This window comes from Rhizobium sp. NPDC092011 (assembly GCF_044756305.1).
In the GTDB taxonomy this organism is placed as follows: domain Bacteria; phylum Pseudomonadota; class Alphaproteobacteria; order Rhizobiales; family Rhizobiaceae; genus Rhizobium.
The window spans coordinates 1044355-1064336 of sequence record NZ_JBIVSO010000001.1; the positions used below are offsets into that span (position 1 = coordinate 1044355).

Annotated in this window: 20 protein-coding genes; 16 read left to right on the forward strand and 4 right to left on the reverse strand. The window is 58.9% G+C overall.

Annotated elements, in window-relative coordinates:
• Positions 1-71: 71 nt before the first annotated feature.
• On the forward strand, positions 72-878 hold the full coding sequence (locus tag ACIQJ2_RS04855; protein ID WP_400665262.1) for an AraC family transcriptional regulator: 807 nt from the start codon (positions 72-74) through the stop codon (positions 876-878).
• A gap of 6 nt (positions 879-884) precedes the next feature.
• Here the strand turns inward: ACIQJ2_RS04855 and ACIQJ2_RS04860 are convergent, their stop codons facing one another.
• The 3 genes from ACIQJ2_RS04860 to ACIQJ2_RS04870 all read right to left on the reverse strand — a co-directional run bounded on the left by ACIQJ2_RS04860 (position 885) and on the right by ACIQJ2_RS04870 (position 4405).
• Positions 885-1511 (reverse strand): LysE family translocator, encoded by a 627-nt coding sequence (locus ACIQJ2_RS04860; protein ID WP_400665260.1) that lies wholly within the window; start codon positions 1509-1511, stop codon positions 885-887.
• A gap of 111 nt (positions 1512-1622) precedes the next feature.
• A complete protein-coding gene (locus ACIQJ2_RS04865; RefSeq protein WP_400665258.1) occupies positions 1623-2840 on the reverse strand; it encodes a lipase family protein in 1218 nt (405 codons plus the stop codon).
• Positions 2841-3079: 239 nt separating this feature from the next.
• A complete protein-coding gene (locus ACIQJ2_RS04870) occupies positions 3080-4405 on the reverse strand; it encodes an MFS transporter (protein ID WP_400665256.1) in 1326 nt (441 codons plus the stop codon).
• A gap of 303 nt (positions 4406-4708) precedes the next feature.
• Here ACIQJ2_RS04870 and ACIQJ2_RS04875 point away from each other — a divergent pair, with 303 nt between their 5' ends.
• The 11 genes from ACIQJ2_RS04875 to phnX all read left to right on the forward strand — a co-directional run bounded on the left by ACIQJ2_RS04875 (position 4709) and on the right by phnX (position 13791).
• On the forward strand, positions 4709-5155 hold the full coding sequence (locus ACIQJ2_RS04875) for a hypothetical protein (RefSeq protein WP_199146853.1): 447 nt from the start codon (positions 4709-4711) through the stop codon (positions 5153-5155).
• A complete protein-coding gene (locus ACIQJ2_RS04880) occupies positions 5155-5598 on the forward strand; it encodes a hypothetical protein (protein ID WP_400665254.1) in 444 nt (147 codons plus the stop codon). The genes ACIQJ2_RS04875 and ACIQJ2_RS04880 overlap by 1 nt, the downstream gene beginning before the upstream one ends.
• 2 nt (positions 5599-5600) lie before the next feature.
• Complete coding sequence (locus ACIQJ2_RS04885; protein ID WP_199146851.1) at positions 5601-6023, forward strand: hypothetical protein; 423 nt, start codon at positions 5601-5603, stop codon at positions 6021-6023.
• Between the two features lie 13 nt (positions 6024-6036).
• Positions 6037-6636 (forward strand): TetR/AcrR family transcriptional regulator, encoded by a 600-nt coding sequence (locus tag ACIQJ2_RS04890; protein WP_400665252.1) that lies wholly within the window; start codon positions 6037-6039, stop codon positions 6634-6636.
• A 249-nt stretch (positions 6637-6885) separates the two neighbouring features.
• Positions 6886-7917, forward strand: a complete 1032-nt coding sequence (locus ACIQJ2_RS04895; protein WP_199146848.1) for a 2-aminoethylphosphonate ABC transporter substrate-binding protein — start codon at positions 6886-6888, stop codon at positions 7915-7917.
• Positions 7917-9059, forward strand: coding sequence for an ABC transporter ATP-binding protein (locus ACIQJ2_RS04900; RefSeq protein ID WP_400665250.1), 1143 nt, complete (start codon positions 7917-7919; stop codon positions 9057-9059). Before ACIQJ2_RS04895 ends, ACIQJ2_RS04900 begins: the two co-directional genes overlap by 1 nt.
• Positions 9052-9927, forward strand: coding sequence for a 2-aminoethylphosphonate ABC transporter permease subunit (locus ACIQJ2_RS04905; RefSeq protein ID WP_400665248.1), 876 nt, complete (start codon positions 9052-9054; stop codon positions 9925-9927). Before ACIQJ2_RS04900 ends, ACIQJ2_RS04905 begins: the two co-directional genes overlap by 8 nt.
• Positions 9911-10708, forward strand: coding sequence for an ABC transporter permease subunit (locus tag ACIQJ2_RS04910; RefSeq protein ID WP_199146842.1), 798 nt, complete (start codon positions 9911-9913; stop codon positions 10706-10708). Before ACIQJ2_RS04905 ends, ACIQJ2_RS04910 begins: the two co-directional genes overlap by 17 nt.
• Positions 10709-10814: 106 nt before the next feature.
• Positions 10815-11717 carry a LysR family transcriptional regulator gene (locus ACIQJ2_RS04915; RefSeq protein ID WP_400665246.1) on the forward strand — a complete coding sequence of 301 codons (903 nt, stop codon included), beginning with the start codon at positions 10815-10817 and terminating at the stop codon, positions 11715-11717.
• 119 nt (positions 11718-11836) lie between these two features.
• Complete coding sequence (locus ACIQJ2_RS04920; protein WP_400665244.1) at positions 11837-12991, forward strand: TIGR03364 family FAD-dependent oxidoreductase; 1155 nt, start codon at positions 11837-11839, stop codon at positions 12989-12991.
• Entirely contained in the window at positions 12988-13791 is an 804-nt protein-coding gene (gene phnX, locus ACIQJ2_RS04925) for a phosphonoacetaldehyde hydrolase (protein ID WP_400665242.1), read from the forward strand. Before ACIQJ2_RS04920 ends, phnX begins: the two co-directional genes overlap by 4 nt.
• Before the next feature lie 55 nt (positions 13792-13846).
• Here the strand turns inward: phnX and ACIQJ2_RS04930 are convergent, their stop codons facing one another.
• On the reverse strand, positions 13847-14725 hold the full coding sequence (locus ACIQJ2_RS04930; RefSeq protein ID WP_400665240.1) for a sterol desaturase family protein: 879 nt from the start codon (positions 14723-14725) through the stop codon (positions 13847-13849).
• A gap of 425 nt (positions 14726-15150) precedes the next feature.
• On the opposite strand from ACIQJ2_RS04930, the gene ACIQJ2_RS04935 reads away from it, so the two are divergent.
• From ACIQJ2_RS04935 to ACIQJ2_RS04950, 4 genes are all read left to right on the forward strand, one after another.
• The gene (locus ACIQJ2_RS04935; RefSeq protein WP_199146836.1) at positions 15151-16140 is read left to right on the forward strand and encodes an ABC transporter permease; all 990 of its coding nucleotides are present in this window, start codon (positions 15151-15153) and stop codon (positions 16138-16140) included.
• 92 nt (positions 16141-16232) lie between these two features.
• On the forward strand, positions 16233-17231 hold the full coding sequence (locus ACIQJ2_RS04940) for an autoinducer 2 ABC transporter substrate-binding protein (RefSeq protein WP_199146834.1): 999 nt from the start codon (positions 16233-16235) through the stop codon (positions 17229-17231).
• A gap of 93 nt (positions 17232-17324) precedes the next feature.
• The gene (locus ACIQJ2_RS04945; protein ID WP_400665238.1) at positions 17325-18890 is read left to right on the forward strand and encodes a sugar ABC transporter ATP-binding protein; all 1566 of its coding nucleotides are present in this window, start codon (positions 17325-17327) and stop codon (positions 18888-18890) included.
• On the forward strand, positions 18887-19918 hold the full coding sequence (locus ACIQJ2_RS04950; protein WP_400665229.1) for an ABC transporter permease: 1032 nt from the start codon (positions 18887-18889) through the stop codon (positions 19916-19918). Before ACIQJ2_RS04945 ends, ACIQJ2_RS04950 begins: the two co-directional genes overlap by 4 nt.
• Positions 19919-19982: the final 64 nt, after the last annotated feature.

Here is a 19982-nt window from a genome sequence, read left to right on the forward strand (position 1 = left end):
CCGCGCTGATACTGAAAGAACAGATCGCCCGCCACCGCGATTAGGCGAAATTGTTACGAGACTGGGCCAAGATGGTCAGGAACAGCCGGATTGATGCTTTCATCGACGTCGAGCGACCGCTCGTCGCGCTCGGCAATGAGTATGAAGATGGACATCGCGTCGAGCCGCATCAGCATCGTCGTGCCCAGCTGCTCTACGGCTTTTCCGGCGTAGTATTGGCGACCACGCCGGACGGCACACTCGTCATGCCGCCGGAACGAGGAATGTGGATTCCTCCGGGCGTTGTCCATAGCGTCCGCATGCTCGGCAGTGTCAGCATGCGGAGCGTCTACATCGAGCCGCACGCCATCGAGACGATGCCGGATCATTGCCAGGTCGTGGAGATATCGCCGCTGCTTCGGGCCTTGATCGCCGAGGCCGTCGATATTCCGGTCGAGTACGATAGGAATGATCGGTCCGGCGCGCTGATGACCCTGCTTCTGCACGAGTTGGCACGATTGAAGCCATTGCCGCTTTCGTTGCCCTTACCGCGCAATCCGGTGCTTGCCCAGAAGTGCCAGGATTTCCTCCTTCATCCGACCGCCCACGATACGATCGACTCGTGGGCGAGCCGGCTGAGCATGAGCCGCCGTGCCTTCACGCGGATGTTTCGCCTGGAAACGGGATTGAGCTTCGTCGAATGGCGCCAGCAAGCCTGTCTACATGCGGCTCTTCCGAGATTGGTTGCCGGCACTCCCGTCACCACGATCGCGCTGGATCTCGGCTACAAGAACCCTGCCGCCTTCACATCCATGTTCAAGCGTGCCTTCGGTTACGCCCCGCGTGAGATCGCCCGCCAGCAGCTTCCCATTGATAGCTTGCGAGATGGCCGTCGCTGAGCGGCGTTATTGCTGCTGGAGTGCAAGCCGCAGACCGAGGGCCACATAGATCGTACCGATGACCTTTCCCTGCCAGCGGCCAATGCTGCGGTTTTGGCGTAGCCAGCAGCCGATCGTGCCGGCTCCCACAGCCAAAAGCGATGTCACGCATATGCTGAGCCCGACGAAGATGGCGCCGAGCAAGGCAAGTTGCACGACGACCGGGCCGCTTTCGGGGTGAATGAACTGCGGCAGGAACGCCAGGAAAAACAACGCCGTCTTGGGGTTGAGTATCTCAGTAAAAAAGCCCTGTCGAAATGCGCGCATGGGCGTGATTGCCTGTGTTACTGGCATGTCCAGACTTTGGGCCTTCTCGCGGAAGGCCTTGAATCCGAGATAGATCAGATAGGCGACGCCGGCATACTTGACGATCTCGAACGCCAACGCCGATGTGGCCAGCAGCGCGGACAATCCGAACGTCGCCATCATCGTGTGGAAGAGATCACCGAAAGCAATGCCCAGACCCGTCGCGAGCCCGGTGCGCTTGCCACCACTGACGGCTCGCGCCAAGGTCAGAAGAGTGGCTGGTCCCGGGATGACCATCAGCCCCAGTACAACGACGACATAGGTTGTCAAAACACCGAGGCTGATCATCGTTTTCCCTCAATCCGGCATCGCGCAAACGGCGGCGCTCCTGCACAGATTAGTGGCGAATGCAGGAGCTCGCAAGAAGCGATAGGCGGCTGAGGGCAGGCGTTCGCCCCGTCAGTTTGACTTGGGGCAGGCTTTTTGTGCCGGTGTGCCCTTGAACCGATCCTCGAACCACGCCGGTAAGGCCGCGGCGGCGACAGGTACGATGGTCTCGTGGTCCAATCCTTCGCTTTCCCGGTAATCGACCGCAACTCCCTGCTCGCACAGGTCGGCTGCGACCTTGCGGGTCAACTGCACCGGGACCGCGTCGTCCTTATCGCCCTGGAAAAAGACAAAAGGCACATTCTTGACGGGCAGGAAGGCGTCGTTCTTTTCGAGCAATTCGCGCCACGGCTTGCCCGGTTTCAGCCCTTCCTGATTTGCGAATAGCGTGGTCGGCTTGCCCTGGGTCTTGTCGGCAATCGCCCAGCAGCCGGCGCTGAGGTTTTCCAGGGCCTCGAGGCCGTCGACGGAGAGCACGTCCCGCAGCTTCAATTCGGGATGGCCAACATGCAGCCCAACCATGCGCGAGATGTAATAGCCGCCGGTAATGGTTGTCGTGAGGTCGTACTCGGTAAGATCCCAGTGTCGGGATGCGGGAGCAATTTCGCCTACGCCGAGAAGCTGAAGTTCGGGCGCATAGCTTTCCTGCAGATGGGCAAGCCACAGGGAGGTCTGTCCCCCTTGCGACCAGCCATAGGCGGTGAACTTCTGTCCGACATTTGCACCGGGAAAGGTCTGAGCGAACCTGACCGCGTCCAGCGATGCCTGTGCCTGGGCCGCACCGTTCAGATAGGATGTCGCGCCAGGGGTGCCGAGTCCCTGATAGTCGCTCGTTACGACCGCGAAGCCATTTTTCAGCAGATCTTCTATGGCTGGAACGCGAACGCCCCACTTGTCGACCAGGCTCCGGCGCGACGGCGCGCAGCTATCCTCCATGCCGGCGGTTTCGTGGTTCCAGAGGACGAGCGGGCGTTGACCGGACGGAGCCTGATCCGGCAGGTAGATCTCGCCGGAAACATAGGTCAGTTTCTCGCCGACGCCGGCGGTCACGTAGATGACGTCCCAGCCTTTCGAGCCCTTCGGAGCATCGGAGCGCTGCTTGGCCCAATAGATCTCGCCGGGCTTGGCGCCGTCGGGAACCTGCGTGGGTATGTCGTCCCAGAATGCCGATCCCTGCGGCACGTCCTTGTTGGTGGGCGAAAAACTCTGCGCGGATGCATGTGGCGCCGTCAGGTCGACGGACAGCAAGAGCAGCGCTGTTGCCAGCACTTGTCTCGATGAAAGCTTCATTCCTTCCTCCCAAGGCATTTGGCGACGATCGAGTCATCGCGTGCAGCAACCTAAGAGGCCGGCGGGAAGTGCGACAAATGATATGTTTTGTGTTGGATATAAACAAATGGTTATGAAATGAGGCTATTGCGCCGCATCATATAACTGGTTTTAGGGCGCCCGGAGGTTCGTGGTCCCCGCTTGCGTCTCTCATCAGGATAAACGCAAGGCGGGAACCGTCTGTCTTGGAGTGTCGCCGTTCAGTGCGAGCGGCTGCTGCCAACCGTCGGCTCGGCGTCGGCGATCCATTTACGGTGTGACCCAAGAGCCATGAGGAGCACGACCGACAGGAAGCAGCAGCCGGCGAGGATGTAGAATCCGACATCGCCATTGCCGGTGGTGGCATCGACATAGGCCTTGATCTGCGGCGAGGCGAAGCTGCCGAGATTGCCGAGCGAGACGATGAAGGCAATGCCGCTTGCGGCACCGACGCCGCCCAGATAACGCGTCGGCAGGCTCCAGAACACCGGTTGCGAGGATGCAAGCCCCGGGACAGCGATACAGGCGGCAATGACCATCACCCAAGGGTTCATGGTCAGTCCGATAGTCGCGAGTGCGATGGTGCCGATGGTCAGCATGGAAATGCAGACGATACGATGATTGTCGTGCTTGTCGGCATAGACGGTGAAGACACGCGTTGCGATCAGAGCGCAGAACCAGGGTAGACCGAGCAATACACCGACCCAAGTATTGATGCCGCCGCCCATGGCCTGCGCCAGTCGTGCCGGAAGATAGAAGGTGATCGGGCCGACACCGATCTGGATGAACAGATAAATGCCGATGAAAGCCAGAACGCGCCAATCCTTCAGAACGCTGAAGACAGAGTGCTTCACCTCGGAGAGTTTGCTGCGCTCTTCTGCTTCGATGACCGCGGTCAATGCATTCTTCTCCTCTTTCGTCAGCCATTTTGCCTCGCCAGGGCGGCTCGTCAGGAAGAAAAGCGCAAAAATGCCGACAACCGTGGCCGACAGGCCTTCGACGGCAAACATCCATTGCCAGTTGGTGAGGCCGAGGACGTCATGATGGGTGAGCAGCCAGCCGGAGAGCGGTGCGCCGATCACCAGCGACAGAGGCACGCCCAGATAGAATAGGCCTGTAGCGCGCGCACGCTGCTTGGCGGGAAACCAATAGGTGAGGTAGAGCAGGACGCCCGGATAGAATCCTGCTTCGCAGACGCCGAGCAGGAAGCGGACGATATAGTAGCTCGTTGCCGTATGGGCAAAGACCATGCAGGCCGAGACGATCCCCCAGGTGATCATGATGCGGCTGAGCCAAAGGCGGGCGCCGACGCGCTGCATGATGAGGTTGCTCGGCACTTCGAATGTCGCATAGCCCAGATAGAGAATGCCGGCGCCGAAGGCATATGCCGCGTCCGAAATGCCGGTATCAGCCTGATAGGCCGTCTTGGCGAAGCCAACATTGGAGCGATCTAGAAAATTCAGGATCAGCATCAAGCCCAGAAAGGGCAAAAGGCGAATAGTCGCCTTGCGCACGGCGCTTTGCACCGCCGGATTATCGTCAGTCATTTCACTCCTCCCGAACGATGGATTTCTCGAGGCGGCAGATACTCCGCTTGAGTTCGCCTCCGTCCTTGCCGGCTCTCTCTCCGGCTCATTCGCAGATGATCGGGGCTGATCATCTCTGCATATAAGAATATTGTATTTATTTATGAAGGTGTCAATAGCGGCGGCGATAGCCTTCACAGGCCGAGACCTGCCCGCTGGAGGTGGCGACTTCAGCGAAGACTTTCTCAGAGTGCGTAAGCATCTTTACAAATGACCGACGGTCAGTCATAAAATGGTTGCCGGGATCCGGTTTGGAGATAGCAAATGGTTGCTCGTGTTCATGGCGTGGAGGCTGCTGCGCGCGTACCTGCGACGGCAAGTGCTTTCGTCGCCATGTTGACTACGGACAGCCATGTCGCTCAGGGCGTTCAGCTTATGTGGCTCCTGGCGGGCGTTCTGTCCGCCGAGCGGACTGCGCGGCCATTCTTCCTTGTCTTTTTGCCGACCGCAGACGTCATTCTGCGCGGCGCCTCGCTATGGGCATCGGCGCTCCTGGCGCAATCCAGTGCACAGGCGATAGAGAGAAACCCTGCTCGTGCACCTTCGACCGGCGCGCCCATCCTCGTTGGCCATCGACCATCGACGATCCGTAGCGCAGGCCGCATTCTGATTCCGGGGAATGGTCGCATCGTCGAGCGGGGGGCGCACCATAGGCTCATCGCGCCGCGCACCCCATGTTCCCGTCTCATCACATCGGAGGAAACCTTCTGATGATCCGCCACGATCTCACTCATTGGCCGCTTGTGCTTTCCGCTATGCACGGCTCGATGTCGCCAGAAGAGCAGCTTGGTTTCTTTTCCGACTGGACGGCGTGGCTGGATCGCGGCGAGGCCTTCGCAACCCTGCGCGTTTTCACCGATATGGACGCTCTCAGGCGTCCGGAAGGCGGCGCAAGGGAGGCGAAGGCTTGGCTTCAGTTCAACGGCGAACGGATCAGGCAGCTCGTCATCGGCATGGCGACCGTCGTCCCGACGGCTGCGTTGGAGGAGACGAGCCGGATGAATGCGGAAAAGCTGTTTGGCGTTCCCGCCCGGACATTCGACGATGTCAACGAGGCAACCCTGTGGCTTGCGTCTCTGTCGGCATCGCGAGGGAGGCCGCTGACCGTGGGGCATGTGCTGCGGAGCTTGGGCACAATATGCAAATCGCGATGAGAATGGACGCTGCGATCCCACTGGATTGCGATGAAACGCATTGGCCGCTCGCCATTCTGGTCGCGGAAGCGGCGATGAATGTCGAGGATATCCGATCAGGCTTCGATCGGCTGGAAAACTGGCTGTCGCACGGCGAGCCTTTTGCGCTACTCCTCATCGTCGCCTGCAATCCCGTGTTTCTATGGGAGGCAACGATGCTTCAGATGGCGGCCCAACGGATTGTGGCTGTCCGCGAGGCACTTCATCAGTCGCTTCTCGGGATCGCGATCGTCGCTCCTACCAAGATAACCGATGCGGCTCGGCAAAGTCTTGCTCGTCTTCCGCTTGATATGCCGCTAGAAATCTTCGAGAGGAGCCCTCGCGCGGTGGAGTGGTTGCGCCAAACCATTCTCGCGCCAGCCGGCCTTGCCGTCGACAGCCTGTGAACAAGGAGAGCTCGTGACCGTCTCAGAACGCCAGCGCCCACGCACCAAACCGCCGGAAGTCCGCCGCGAAGAATTGATGGATGCCGCGCAGCGACTGTTTCTGGAGAAAGGCTTTTTTGCGACCAGCGTGGCGGAAATCGTGAATGCCGCTGACGTGGCAAAAGGCACGTTCTATCTCTACTTTCAGACGAAGGACGACGTGCTCGGTGCTCTGCAGGCTCGTTTCGTCGAGCGTTTTTGCCAGAAAACCGATGCGGCGGTTGCCGCTGCCTCGTCCGGTAGCTGGGTACGGCGCCTGGATGTGTGGATGCAGGCTTGCGTCGAAGCCTATCTGGATGATGTCGCGCTGCATGACCTTGTTTTTCACCAGTTTCAGCCGGCAACGCGGGGCATGAAACGCGCCAATCCGGTTGTCGACCAGCTGTCTTCCTTCCTCGCTGAAGGCTGCTCCGAGGGCGCGTTTGTCTTTAGCGATGTCCGGCTTACCGCTGTCATGCTGTTCAATGCCATGCACGGCGCTGTGGACGACTGTCTCGCTGAAGGTGCGCCGATCGACCGGCAAAAATTGGTCGGCGTCGTCGCCGACTTTTGTCGACGCGCCGTCGGCTCGTAGACCGGCGTGAGCGCCGGGCGCGCGAAATGCGCCTCATTCGAACCACGGAACATGTCTTGTTGGGAGCTTCGCGTCCTTTTCGAAGTGTGGTTCCAGGCCGCCATAACAGTAAGATTTCCTTATTAAAATTATAGGCAATAACTATCGTAATGTAACTGAAATAGTCATTTATTATAAATTTGCTCGCGCCGTTTGCGTTAGCCCGCCTCCGTGCCGGCTGGGGTCAAGTCATTGAGCAAAGGAAATATCATGAGAACGAAATCCATTTTTGCGCTTGCCGGCCTTCTGGCCTCGGTCGCGCTACCGGCCATGGCGGCAGACAATGTCGTAACCATCTATAGCGCCGACGGCCTTCATGACGGCACGCCGAGCTGGTACGGCAATGAGTTCGATGCCTTCACCAAGGCAACCGGCATCAAGGTCCAATATGTCGAAGCAGGTTCGAGCGGTGTGGTCGACAGGCTCTCGAAGGAAAAGTCCAATACCCAAGCCGACGTTCTCGTAACGCTACCGCCTTTCGTGCAGAAGGCGGCAAGCGAAGGCCTGCTCGAAGCCTACAAGTCCGCAGCTGCAGACAAGATCGAGGCGCGCGACAAGGATCCGAAGGGTTTCTACGTTGCGATGATCAACAACTATCCGAATTTCATCTACAACAGTTCGGTCCTCAAGACGCCGCCGGCCACCTACAAGGACCTGCTCGACCCCAAATTCAAGCAGAAGATCCAGTATTCCACGCCCGGTCAGGCAGGTGACGGCACTGCCCTGATGCTGCAGGCATTCCACGCTTTCGGCGGCAAGGATGCCGGTCTTGATTATCTCAAGCAGTTGCAGGTCAACAATCTCGGCCCATCCGCCTCGACGGGCAAGCTCACCGCGCTCGTCAACAAGGGTGAGCTTTATGTCGCCAACGGCGACCTGCAGATGAACCTGGCGCAGCAGACTGACAATCCGAACATCAAGATTTTCTTTCCGGCCGGCCCGGACGGCAAAAAGACCGCCTTCTCGCTGCCTTACTATATCGCTCTCGTTTCCAGTGCTCCGCATTCGGAAAACGGCAAGAAGCTCATCGACTTCCTGCTCAGCGAAGCAGCCCAGAAGGATGTCAGCGCCGTCGCTCAAGGTCTTCCGGTTCGCACCGACGTCCATCCGACGGACGAAAATTTTGCAAAGCTGCATGCCATCATGGAGGGCATCGAGATCTGGACGCCGGACTGGAACAAGGTGCTTGCTGACCTGAAGCAGGACGTCGATGCCTACGGCAAGGCGATCGCGAGCAACTGATGGCGGTGGCGAACACAAAGCCATCCGAAAGCGGGCGGCCGACGAAAACGTCGGCCGCATCAGCCAAACGGATCGCCTTCGAGAATGTCTCGGTCGCCTATAATGGCCTGACGGTTCTCGACTCGTTGAACCTGACGGTCAATCCGGGCGAAATCGTCGCCCTGATCGGTCCGTCCGGATCTGGAAAGACGACCGCGCTGCGCGCAGTGGCAGGATTCGTGCGCCCGTCGGCCGGCCGCATCATGATCGGCGACCGCGATGTCACCAATCTCGCGCCCTATGATCGCGATATCGGCATGGTCGTACAGAACTATGCGCTCTTTCCGCATATGCGCGTTGAGGAGAATGTTGCCTTCGGGCTTCGCGCGCGCCACACACCGGAAGAGATCATACGCGCCCGTGTCCCGGAAGCGCTGACGATGGTCGGCATGGCCGCCTATGCGAAGCGTTATCCTCGCGAACTTTCCGGTGGCCAGCAGCAGCGTGTCGCGATTGCCCGCGCCATTGCCATTCGTCCGCAGGTGCTGCTGCTCGACGAGCCACTTTCGGCTCTCGACGCGCAGATCCGTCGGTCGATGGTCGATGAACTCGCAAGGTTGCATCGCGAATTGCCATCACTGACTGTGCTGTATGTCACTCACGATCAATCGGAAGCGCTGACGCTTGCCAATCACATCGGCATCATGCGTGACGGAAAGCTCAGAGCCTTCGGTGATGCCCAATCCTTGTTCCGCTATCCACCGAACCGTTTCGCAGCCGAGTTCCTCGGTCGCGCCAACCTTCTCGAGGTCAAGAGCCTTCAGCCATTGGAGAACGGCCACGCCCAGGTCCGATTCGGAGATCAGGTTCTGATCGCGCGCAATCATTATCGTCTTCCGACGGGCAGCGATTGCCTTTTGTGTGCCAGGCCACATGATTTTCGCCTCGACGCGCAGCAGGGCGAGAGCAATCGGCTGACCGGCGTCGTCCGCAGCGTTCAATGGCAGGGCGATACCCATAACGTCACGCTGGAGGTTGCCGGTCAGGAGGTTAGAATGTCTTCTGCGCCGATGAGCGCACCCCCGGCCCTTGGCGCCATGCTGACGCTCCATCTCAACCCTGGTGATGTCACGCTTGTGCCGGAGGATGCGCGCAATGGCTGACGCCGTGGCAGCAACGACAACATCCGGCTACGAGCCCCGCTGGGACCGCTTCTGGACAGCTCCGCCGCTTCTCATCCTTGCGGTATTGTTCTTCTATCCTTTGGGTCTCATTATCCGGCAATCGCTTGGCGACCCCGGCACCGTGTCGCTTGCGGCCTTTGCCGAGGTGCTGTCCTCCCGCGAGTTCCATGAAGGGCTTCAGCATACGGTCGTCATCGCACTGGGCTCGACAGCCGGATGCCTTGTCTTCGGCTTCGTGTTTTCGCTTGTCATCGCCTTCGTTCCCTTTCCGGGCGCAAAGTTCTGCGGGCGATTGATCGATACCTTTATCGCTCTGCCGACTTTTCTGGTGACGCTTGCCTTCACCTTCATCTACGGCTCGGCCGGTCTTTTGAACGAAAGCCTGATGCGGCTGATGCACATCGACTTGCCGCCGATCGATTTCCTTTATTCGCAGTGGGGCGTGATCCTGGCGGAAACAACTGTTTATACGCCGTTCGTCATGCGGCCACTCCTTGCTACCTTTTCACAAATCGACCAGGCCCAGATCGAGGTTGCCAGCAGCCTTGGCGCAAAGCCGTGGCGCATCGTGCGGCAGATCATCCTGCCGGCCGCGATGCCCGCTCTCATTGCCGGCGGCAGCCTCTGCCTGCTGCTGACGGTCAATGAGTTCGGCATTGTCCTGTTCATCGGCGCAAAGGGGGTCATTACGCTGCCGGTGCTCATCTACGCCAAGGCGATCCAGGAGTTCGACTATACGACGGCCTGTGTCATCGCCGTGGTCAATGTCGCACTGTCGCTCGGTCTTTATAGTCTCTATCGGGCTGTCATCGCCCATTTCGGGAGCAAACGTGCTGGTCTGGTCTAAATCCGGTCGGCTGCTGGTCTGGGCAGTCGCCATTCCATTGTTCGTCATCATTTACGGCCTGCCGATCGCGGTGATCGCGCTGGCGAGCGTCAGTGGCCAATGGAACGACATTCTTCCGCGCAATCTAACGCTGGTTCATTATGCCAATGCCTTTCGCAGCGAGTCTTTTGATAGTCTGACGGCGAGTATTCTCACCGGCGCAATAGCCAGCGTCGCCGCACTTGTCAGCGGCACCTGGGCAGCGTTGGCCTTGCGCAAATTGAAGCCTTTGCGCAAACGCGTCCTCGATCTCGTCTTCTTTGTGCCAAGCGCCGTTCCATCGGTCTCTATCGGCCTTGGCCTGCTGGTTGCCTTCAGCCAGCCGCCGCTATTGTTGAACGGAACGCGGTTGATCGTCTTGATTGCGCATTTCGTGCTCATCTCTGCATTCACTTACGGCAATGTCTCTGCCGGCCTTGCGCGCCTGCCTGTCGAATGCGAGCAGATCGCCGAGAGCCTGGGCGCGCGCCCATTCTATCGATTGCGGCGGATCACGCTGCCATTGTTGATGCCCTATCTGGTCGCTGCTTTCAGCCTCAGTTTTGCGCTGTCGATGGGCGAACTGGGCGCAACGGTCATGATTTATCCTCCGGGTTGGGTCACCCTGCCGGTCAATATCTTCGCGCTTTCGGATCGCGGTGCCATCTTCGATGCGGCAACGCTGACGATGATCCTCGGCGCGGCGACGCTGATCGTGCTTTGGGGATTGTCGCGTCTCTCGAATAGGTCTGTGCTGCGCTGATGTCGCGTCGCTGACATGTTTTACGTTCAATGGAAGCGAGTTGCCACGGTGGGGTCGGCGACCTATTGAAGAGTAACGCTGCAATTTCAGGGTAGGATCGTCGCAAATGCCGTCTGTTACGCTTGCGCAGATGAGGGCCGTCGAGGCGCTGGCGCGCACGGGAAAGTTTTCGCGCGCGGCCGAGGATCTGGGGATCAGCCAGCCTTCGGTCTCCACGCAGATTCAATCCTTCGAGGAATTGTGCCGCACGCGCGTCTTTATCCGTGATGGTCACAACGTCAGCGTCGCGCCGTCGGCGTTGGATCTGATCGCGAAGATCAGGGTGACGCTGAAGTGCCTCGGGGAGGTCGATCGCGTCATTGCCGATACGACATCGCTGAATACCGGCACGATCTCGATCGGTTTCAGCGCACACCGGCTCGTAATGCCTGTGTTGACTGCGTTCGTGCGGCAATATCCGGCTCTGCGCCTGACGACACGCGGCGGACCCTCGTTGGAGCTTGCGGACGCGGTGCTGCGCGGCGAGCTTGATGTCGCCACGATCTCCCAGGTGGCGCCGGACAGCCGCTTCGCGTCGCTGCTGCTGCACGAATCTCGCGTCGCGATCTACGGCCGCAGGGGAGATCCGATGCTGGAGAAGGGCCGATTGACCCTCGCCGATCTCGACGGCCGCGATATGGTGCTCTGGAACAAATCCTCCGGCACGCGCACGTTGCTGGAAGAGGCCGCCAGCAAGGAGGGCGTCAGGCTGAAGCCTGTTCTCGAGGTGGCGACGCTCGATGTTGCCTATGCCGCCGCTGCCGCCGGTATCGGTTTGGCAATCTCCATCGAAGGCGAAGTCCGCCCCGACGATCATATCGACGTCGTTCCGCTCGTCGAGCCCGAACTGGCGATCGGCCACTATCTCGTCACCCTGCCGGAATGCCGTGACCATGCGGCGATCCAGGCATTCTTCGAGGTTGCGAAGGACCATGCACTCGAAATGGACGGCGGCCTGCCGTTCAATTGATGCAAACTATAGGCTATGAATATAGTTTTGAAGAATTTATAATTCTGTCATATGGTTTCGCTATCATTCACCCCATAAGCTGCAGCCGGAACTGAGGCTGGCTGAGAAAGGGCAGAATAATGGCGGTTGGATATGATCTCGCGGTGGTCGGCGCCGGCATCGTGGGCCTTGGCGCCGCGCTGGCTGCGGTGCGGCAGGGCAAGAAGGTCGTCGTCATCGAGCGCAATGCGAGGGCCGTGGGCGCCTCCATCCGCAATTTCGGCTTTGTGACCGTTTCCGGACAGAAAGCAGGCGCCCATTGGGAGCGCGCCATGCGTGCTCGCGACATTTGGGCTGAAATCGTTGATGAGGCCGGCATCGCCGTCGTGCATCGTGGTCTGGTCATGCCGGCACGTCGCCCGGAAGCCGCCGCCGTGGTTGAAGCCTTTCTCGAAACCCCGATGGGAGAGAGGTGCCGCCTCGTAACGAAAGCTGAGGCAGGCGAGATCGTGCCGAGCCTGCGCCTTGAGGACGTCCAGTCGACCCTTTACAGCCCACATGAACTGCGCGTCGAATCTTCCCAAGCGCTGCCAAAACTGGCCGCATGGCTCGAAGCCAGGCACAAGGTGGACTTCCGTTGGAATACCGCCGTTCGCTCAATCGACGGAACGCGGATCGAGACAAGCCACGGGCCAATCGAGGCGGATGCGGTTGTCGTGTGCCCCGGCGATGATTTTTCCACGCTCTTCCCGGATGTCATCGGCAAACATGAGCTGACGATCTGCACGCTGCAGATGCTGCGCGTTTCGCCCGGCCGGCCGAGCCGGTTCGGCGCCGCCGTCATGTCGGACATGAGCCTTGCGCGCTATGAAGGCTTTGCGGCCCTGCCGGAAGCGGAAGCGCTTGGAAGGCGGCTTGAGATCGAAGAGGCAGAGAGCCGCGCCGCCGGTATCCACCTGATTGCTGTTCAATCGGCCGATGGTTCACTCGTTGTCGGCGACAGTCACGTCTATGGCAACGCGCAGCAACCGTTTGCCAGCGACCGGTTCGATCAACTCATTCTCGATGAATTCGACCGCGTGTTCGACCTTCCGGAGCGTCACGTCGTCAATCGCTGGATCGGCACCTATGCCTCTTCCAGGGAGCGGACGGTGCTCGTGGAGCGCCCGGCCGATCATATCCGCCTGGTCATGGTGACGGGCGGAACCGGCGCTTCGACCGGTTTCGCGCTCGGCGAACAGGTCATCGACGATCTCTACAGTTCAACATCGCGTTCATGGGAGACAGACCAATGAGCCAACTCAAAGCCGTGGTATTCGACTGGGCGGGAACCGTCATCGATTTCGGCTCCTTTGCTCCGATGGGCGTGTTCGTCGAGGCGTTCAGCCGCCTTGGCATCGAGGTCACCATCGCGGAAGCGCGAGAACCGATGGGCCGCCCGAAATGGGACCATATCGACGCGATGCTGAAGCAGCCGCGCATTCGCGAGCTATGGGCCGAACGTCACGGCAAGGCGCCGGCGGCCGCAGATGTTGACGCCGTCTACGAAGTCTTCGTTCCGATGAACGAGGAGGTTGTGCACAAATTCGCCGATCTGGTGCCCGGCACCACCGAAATCGTCGGCACATTGCGCCAGCGCGGAATGAAGATCGGTTCGACGACAGGTTATACCCGCTCGATCATGGCGCGCGTCCTGCCGCTTGCCAAGAAGCAGGGCTATGAGGTTGACAATCTCGTCTGCGCCGGTGATCTGCCCCACGGCCGGCCGACGCCGATGAATATGTATAAGTGCTTTCTGGATCTCGATGTCTGGCCTGCAAGCGCCGTGGTCAAGGTCGATGACACCGGCGTCGGCATCGACGAAGGCGTTGCGGCTGGCTGCTGGACGGTCGGCGTTGCCGTGAGCGGCAACGAAGCGGGCCTGACGCCGGACGAGGTCTCCGCCATGGCGCCAGAGGCGCTTGCCGCGGTTCGCGAGCGGGCATCCGGCGAACTCAGGAAGCACGGCGCTCACTACATCATCGATACGGTCGCCGACCTGTTGCCTGTGATCGATGATATCGAGCGCCGGATGGCCGCTGGGGAACGTCCCTGATCGTATTCGCATCCGCTTTCCGGCTGCGATGCTTTCGAACGACGTTGGATGGTGATTATTCGCCGGCAGGATTGAAGCTCACGTCTTCTGCTGTCGGCGTCGGATGGAGCTGTATCTTTCTGCTCCGGAACGGCCGGAGCAGAAATTCCCTGAAATTCTGCGGCTCGCGGATGTTTGGCAGGCCGACATCAGGCCACTCGTCTGGCTTGGGGTAATACGCCGTGCCGAACAATATGTCCCAGATCGCAGACCCGCTGCCGAAATTCCTGTTGAAGTGCTGCCGCTCCACCGAATGATGGATGCGGTGAAAGCGGTTGTCGGGAAACAGATAACGCATCCAGCCAAGGTGCAGGCGGGTTGAACTGTGCTCGAAATAGCCCTGCCAGCGAACGAGGAAAACCCAGATCCACGGGACATATCCCTGTTCGAAGCTGAACAGCAATGAGACAGGGACGATCAGGAAGGGAATCCGGAATATCTCCTCGCTGAAGTGATGATTGCTATTGAAGGCGCTCATCTCTTCCAGCGAATGGTGCTCGGCGTGAAAACGCCAGAAGAACCTGTTGCTGTGTTGAAGCCGATGAAACCAGTAATAGAAGAACTCGCTGGCCTGCAGCACGATCAAGGACGCAACGACCCCGCCGAGGGCCTGCAGCATCCAGAAATTGGAAAACTCCGATAGAAATCTGAGGTCGATGCGCAACAGCGGGCTAACCCCGATTTCTTCCCACAGCCTGTAGAAAAGCGTCAGGCTGACCTTCGTTATGACGATGTTGGTGGCGCAGAAAACGGCGCCGCGGATATGGGACATGACTGTATATTTGGATTTTGGGAAAATAAATTCCGCGGCAAGCAATGTCAGCGCGACAGGAAGAATTTTCCCCGCGTATTCTTCGGTAAAAGCCAGAATGTGAGTTATTGTTTCAGTATTCAATTGGCTATCCGGCAGAAATACGATTTATCAAGTTCTACCTACATTGGGACCGGTCGCGCTTCAATTTAAACGTTAAAAATTGGTTAAGGCCGAGGCTTGCCGGGCCGCTTCGCCAGCGCGCTGTGCCGGATTTAGTGGGTGATCTGTCGCAACCTGTGCGCGGCAATGTCGGTGCAGATGCCGATCGAGCCCGCTTTCGTGGCAGGGTTCCCGGTATTTTTGCCCATGCCGTAGCGCGTTGCAGAGGGTGCCGATCAACGGCGACCCGCAAAGTTTTCATGACCGTTGTGTGAAACATATTGACAAGCGACAATTCATTCTGACAAATGTCAATCATGGCTGGCAATAATCAAATTGCCGGCCTGCCGCGGGGGCGGCTGACCTGTCTGAGGCGCTGAAGCATCTCATAAGTGGGAGGGAAAGACGTGTCGCCATTTAGGCTGGATCGACAGACGCTCTTTTTGGCGTTGATAAACTGTGTTGTTCTGGTTGCCGGTGGTCTGCTGGCCGGTGCGACTTTCTTGGATAGCTATAACCTGCAGTCCATGGCATCGCAGGTGCCTGAGTTGGGCCTGCTGGCCTTGGGTGTCATGCTGGCCATGATTTCCGGCAACGGCGGCATCGATCTGTCCGGTATTGCTCTGGCGAATCTCGCAGGCATCATTGCCTTTCTGATAACGCGCCAAATCATTCCTGTTGCCGATAGCCCGCTTCTGTTTGCTTGGGTTTTCGCCGGTCTCGCTCTTGCGGTCGGTTTGATAGGCGGCTTGGTGAATGGCATCGTTATTGCTTATGCGCGGCTGACTCCTCTGATTGCAACATTAGGTACGCAGCTTCTGTTCACCGGTATTGCAGTTTTCTTGACAAATGGCTCGGCTGTCAGCATGGGCTATATCGAGCCGCTCGATGACTTCGGCAATATGCCCATTCTTGGAATACCGATGTGCTTTGCCTTGTTTCTTGCAATTGCGGCGGTGCTGGCATTCCTTCTGAAGTATACGCCATTCGGCGTGAAGCTGATGCTGCTCGGCAGCAATGCAAAGGCTGCGCGTTACGGGGGCATCAATGAAAAGCGCATGCTGCTTGTCACCTATACGCTGTGCGGCGTGCTCGCCTCCGTCGCAGGCATCATCATTGCCGCACGTAATTCGTCTGTGAAGTGGGATTACGGTGGTTCATACGTTCTGATTGCCATTCTGATTGCGGTGCTTGGCGGAGTGAAGCCGGAAGGCGGATACGGAAAGGTGATCTGTGTGCTCTTTGCTGCAACCGCGCTTCAGATCCTCTCGAGCCTCTTCAATTTCATGAATATTTCGAATTTCTTTCGGGATCTTGCCTGGGGTGTCCTGCTGTTGGCCTTGCTGGCGTCGGCTCGGGTCCATCTAGGCTACTGGCTGCAGCCGAAACGGCGATAGCGGCACACGATATCGACCTAGAGCCGATGATTTAGCGGCTCGGTCCGAGCAATCACCAAAGACCAATTTGCTTATATCAAAGGAGGAAAAATATGAGCAGAATTTCCAAACTCGCAGCCGGCACGATGCTGGCCGTCGCAGTTGTCGCAGGTGTGGCAATTGCCAAGGACAAACCGTCCATCGTGACGGTGGTCAAGGTCACCGGCGAAAACTGGTTCATTCGCATGAATGAAGGTGTCGATAATTACGGCAAGGACAACGCCAGCGTCAGCACCAGCCAGATTGGCCCCGGCAAGGCTGATGCAGCCCAGCAGACGCGTCTCGTCGAAGACCTTGTTGCAAAGAATGTCTCCGCGATTGCAGTCGTCCCGATGGATCCCTCTGCATTGGAAGGCGTTCTGCGGCGCGCCTCGCAGCGCGGTATCAAGGTCATCACTCATGAGGGTGACAGCCTGGTGAACACCGATGTCGATATCGAAGCCTTCGACAACAAGGCTTTCGGTGCCCGCATCAATGAGAAGCTCTCGGAATGCATGGGCAAATCGGGCAAGTGGACGACGTTTGTCGGTTCGCTTGGCAGCCTGACCCACAATCAGTGGGTCGATGCGGCGGCCGAGAATGCCAAGAAATATCCGGGCATGGAGCTCGTCTCAGCGAAGAACGAGTCCTTCAACGATGCCAACCGCGCCTATGAAAAGGCCAAGGAAATCCTGCGTAAGTACCCTGACATCAAGGGCTTTCAGGGATCGTCCGCCATCGACGTCATCGGCATCGGCCGCGCCGTCGAGGAAGCCGGCCTGCAGGGCAAGACCTGCGTCTACGGTCTCGGCCTGCCGAAAGATACCGGACCTTATCTGGAAAGCGGTGCCGTCAACCAGATCTTCTTCTGGGATCCGAAGGACGCCGGCTACGTCATGAACAAGGTCGCGGACATGGTCCTGAAGGGCGAGGAGATCAAGGACGGCGCGAACCTCGGCGTACCGGGCTATGAGAAGATGACGGTCATCAAGGGACCGGGCAAGGGGATCGTCATTCAGGGTCAGGCCTGGGTAGACGCCGACAAGTCCAACTACAAGAAGTTCCCGTTCTGATAGAGAGAGCATAACTCGTCAGGCCGTCTTCCGGGGGCGTGTGCACCACCACCGCCTCCGGAAGAGAAGGCCTGAGAGCGTCAGGAATTCACCATGAGCACGACCGATGCCCTGCCTAACGCCCCGCCGTTTCTCGAGGTTCGAAACGTCAAGAAATCCTTCGGAGGCGTCAAGGCGCTGAAAGAGGTTAGCCTCGTCATCGAGGCTGGACAGATCTATCACCTGATGGGTGAAAATGGCTGTGGCAAAAGCACGCTCATCAAAATTCTTTCGGGTGCGCAGCTTGCTGACGAAGGCCAAATTCTCATCGACGGCAAACCGGCCGGCGAACGAGCCGGCGATTTGGGGGCGATCGGCGCGTTGCGCGCCGGCATCGAGACGGTTTACCAGGATCTGTCGCTTCTTCCCAATCTCTCGGTTGCCGAGAATGTTGCGTTTACCGAGCAACTCGTCGAAGCGTCAGGCCGTCTGGCTCGCAGGTTGGATGTCGCCGCGCTCCATGCGACGGCACGCCGTGCTCTTGCCGAGGTGCATCTGCCGACCGACCGCGCCTTTCTGACCCGACGAACCGACACTTTGCCGCTTGCGACGCGGCAGTTGATCGCAATTGCCCGCACCGTTGCCTCGGAGGCGCGGCTGGTCATCATGGACGAGCCGACGACGTCGCTTACACGCCAGGAGGTCGAGAACCTGCTTGCAGTCGTTGCGCGGCTGCGCAGCAAAGGTGTGGCCGTGTTGTTCGTCACACACAAGCTTGACGAGTGCAAATCGCTGGGCGGCCGGGCAATCATCATGCGCGACGGCTTGAAGGTGACCGAACTCGATGTCGCCAATCACAGCAAGGCGGAATTCAGTCGCTGGATGACGGGCCGGGAGATTAGCGAGACGAGATATCGTACCGATCCGAAGCTCGGGGAGGTTATGCTCGAAGTCGAGAAGCTCGATGGCGGCCATGCCTTTCACGACATTTCGCTCAGTTTGAGAAAAGGCGAGATACTCGGTATCACCGGGCTGCTCGATTCCGGCCGCAACGAACTTGCACTCGCGCTTGCCGGGGTCAGGCCAGCGATGAGCGGCGTGATACGCCTGAATGGCGAGGAAATTTCGCCGCGATCGGCTGCTGAGGCGATTCAACATGGCATCGGTTATGTCCCCGAAGACAGGCTTACCGAAGGGCTGTTTCTGGAAAAGCCGATACAGGACAACATAACGCTGCCGATCCTCGGCCGCCTACGCAATGCATTCGGCATGATCAGTTCTCGGAAAGCACGCCAGCGCGCCGAGAAAAGCGTCGCTGATCTGCAGATCGTCGCGCCTGACGTGACGATCCCTGTCCAGTCGCTTTCCGGCGGCAATCAGCAGCGCGTCTTGATCGGTCGCTGGCTGACGATCAATCCCAAGCTGCTCATCCTGCATGGGCCGACCGTGGGCGTCGATGTCGGATCAAAGGACACGATCTTCCGCATCATCCAGCGTCTGGCCGATGACGGCATGGGTGTTGTCATCATTAGCGACGACCTTCCGGAGTTGCTTCAGAATTGTGACCGGGTTCTCGTCATGCGTCAGGGCCGCATCGTGGCAGCGCACAAGGCGGACGGCCTGACCGAAGACGCAATCTATCAATCCATGGCCAGCACATCGAAGGAGATCGCGCAATGAGCGAGATCGCATCCGCGACCACTTTCAGCACACAGCGCAAAGGATTTGGTCCGCGCCTGTGGGACCTGATGGGACGCCGGCCGGAGTTCTTCACGCTGTTTCTGACGGTCTTGACTTGCCTTGTCGTCATCGCCGCCAATCCCGATTTTCTACAGATGAGCAATGTCGTCGACATTCTGCGCGCTTCCGTGGTGCGCGGGCTGTTTGCCATGGGTGTGCTCGTGGTCTTGGCGTCCGGCGGGATCGATGTTTCGTTTACGGCAATTGCGGCCTTCGTGATGTATGTATTGACCATGCTCGTCACGAACTGGTTCCCGGCCACGCCGATGACGATCGTTCTGATCCTCGCGGCTCTCGGTGGCGCTGCCTTCGGCGCGCTCAACGGTCTTCTGGTGCAGAAGTTGCAGGCGCCGTCGCTGATCGTCACCATCGGCACGCAATATGTCATCCGCAGCTTTCTGCTGACCTTCGTCGGCACTGCGCTGTTCATGAATATCCCATCGGCGATGGATGCTTTCGGCAAGGCCTCACTCTTCACACATCATGCGTCGAACGGTGTTGTATCTGTCCTGCCTGCCTCCGTGCTTGTGTTGGCTGCTGCCGCTCTCGTGACATGGTTCATTCTCGAGCGCACGCTCATGGGGCGCGCCATCTTCGCGGTCGGTGGCAACCCATCTATCGCCGAGCGCCTCGGCATCAACCTTTTTCGAGTGCGGATCTTCGTCTTCGCTTATGCGGGCTTGCTCGCCGGCATTGCCGGAGTGGTTCACGTATCGAGCAATCGCCTCGCCAACCCATTCGATCTTGCCGGCATGGAGCTCGAGATCATAGCCGCCGTCGTGTTGGGCGGCGCGCGCATCACCGGTGGCTCCGGGTCGGTGATCGGAACGCTGCTGGGAGTGCTCCTCATAACGCTGGTCAGCAACGTGTTGATCTTCGTGGGCATTCCGAGCACGTTGCAGCTTGCCATCATCGGTATCTTCATTCTTCTGGCCGGGGCGACATTCGCCCTGCGCGAGCGCAGCTAGTCAAATATCGGTCCTGCTACGCCGTAAAAGATGACGGCAGCATGATCACGTGCAGTCTTTTGGG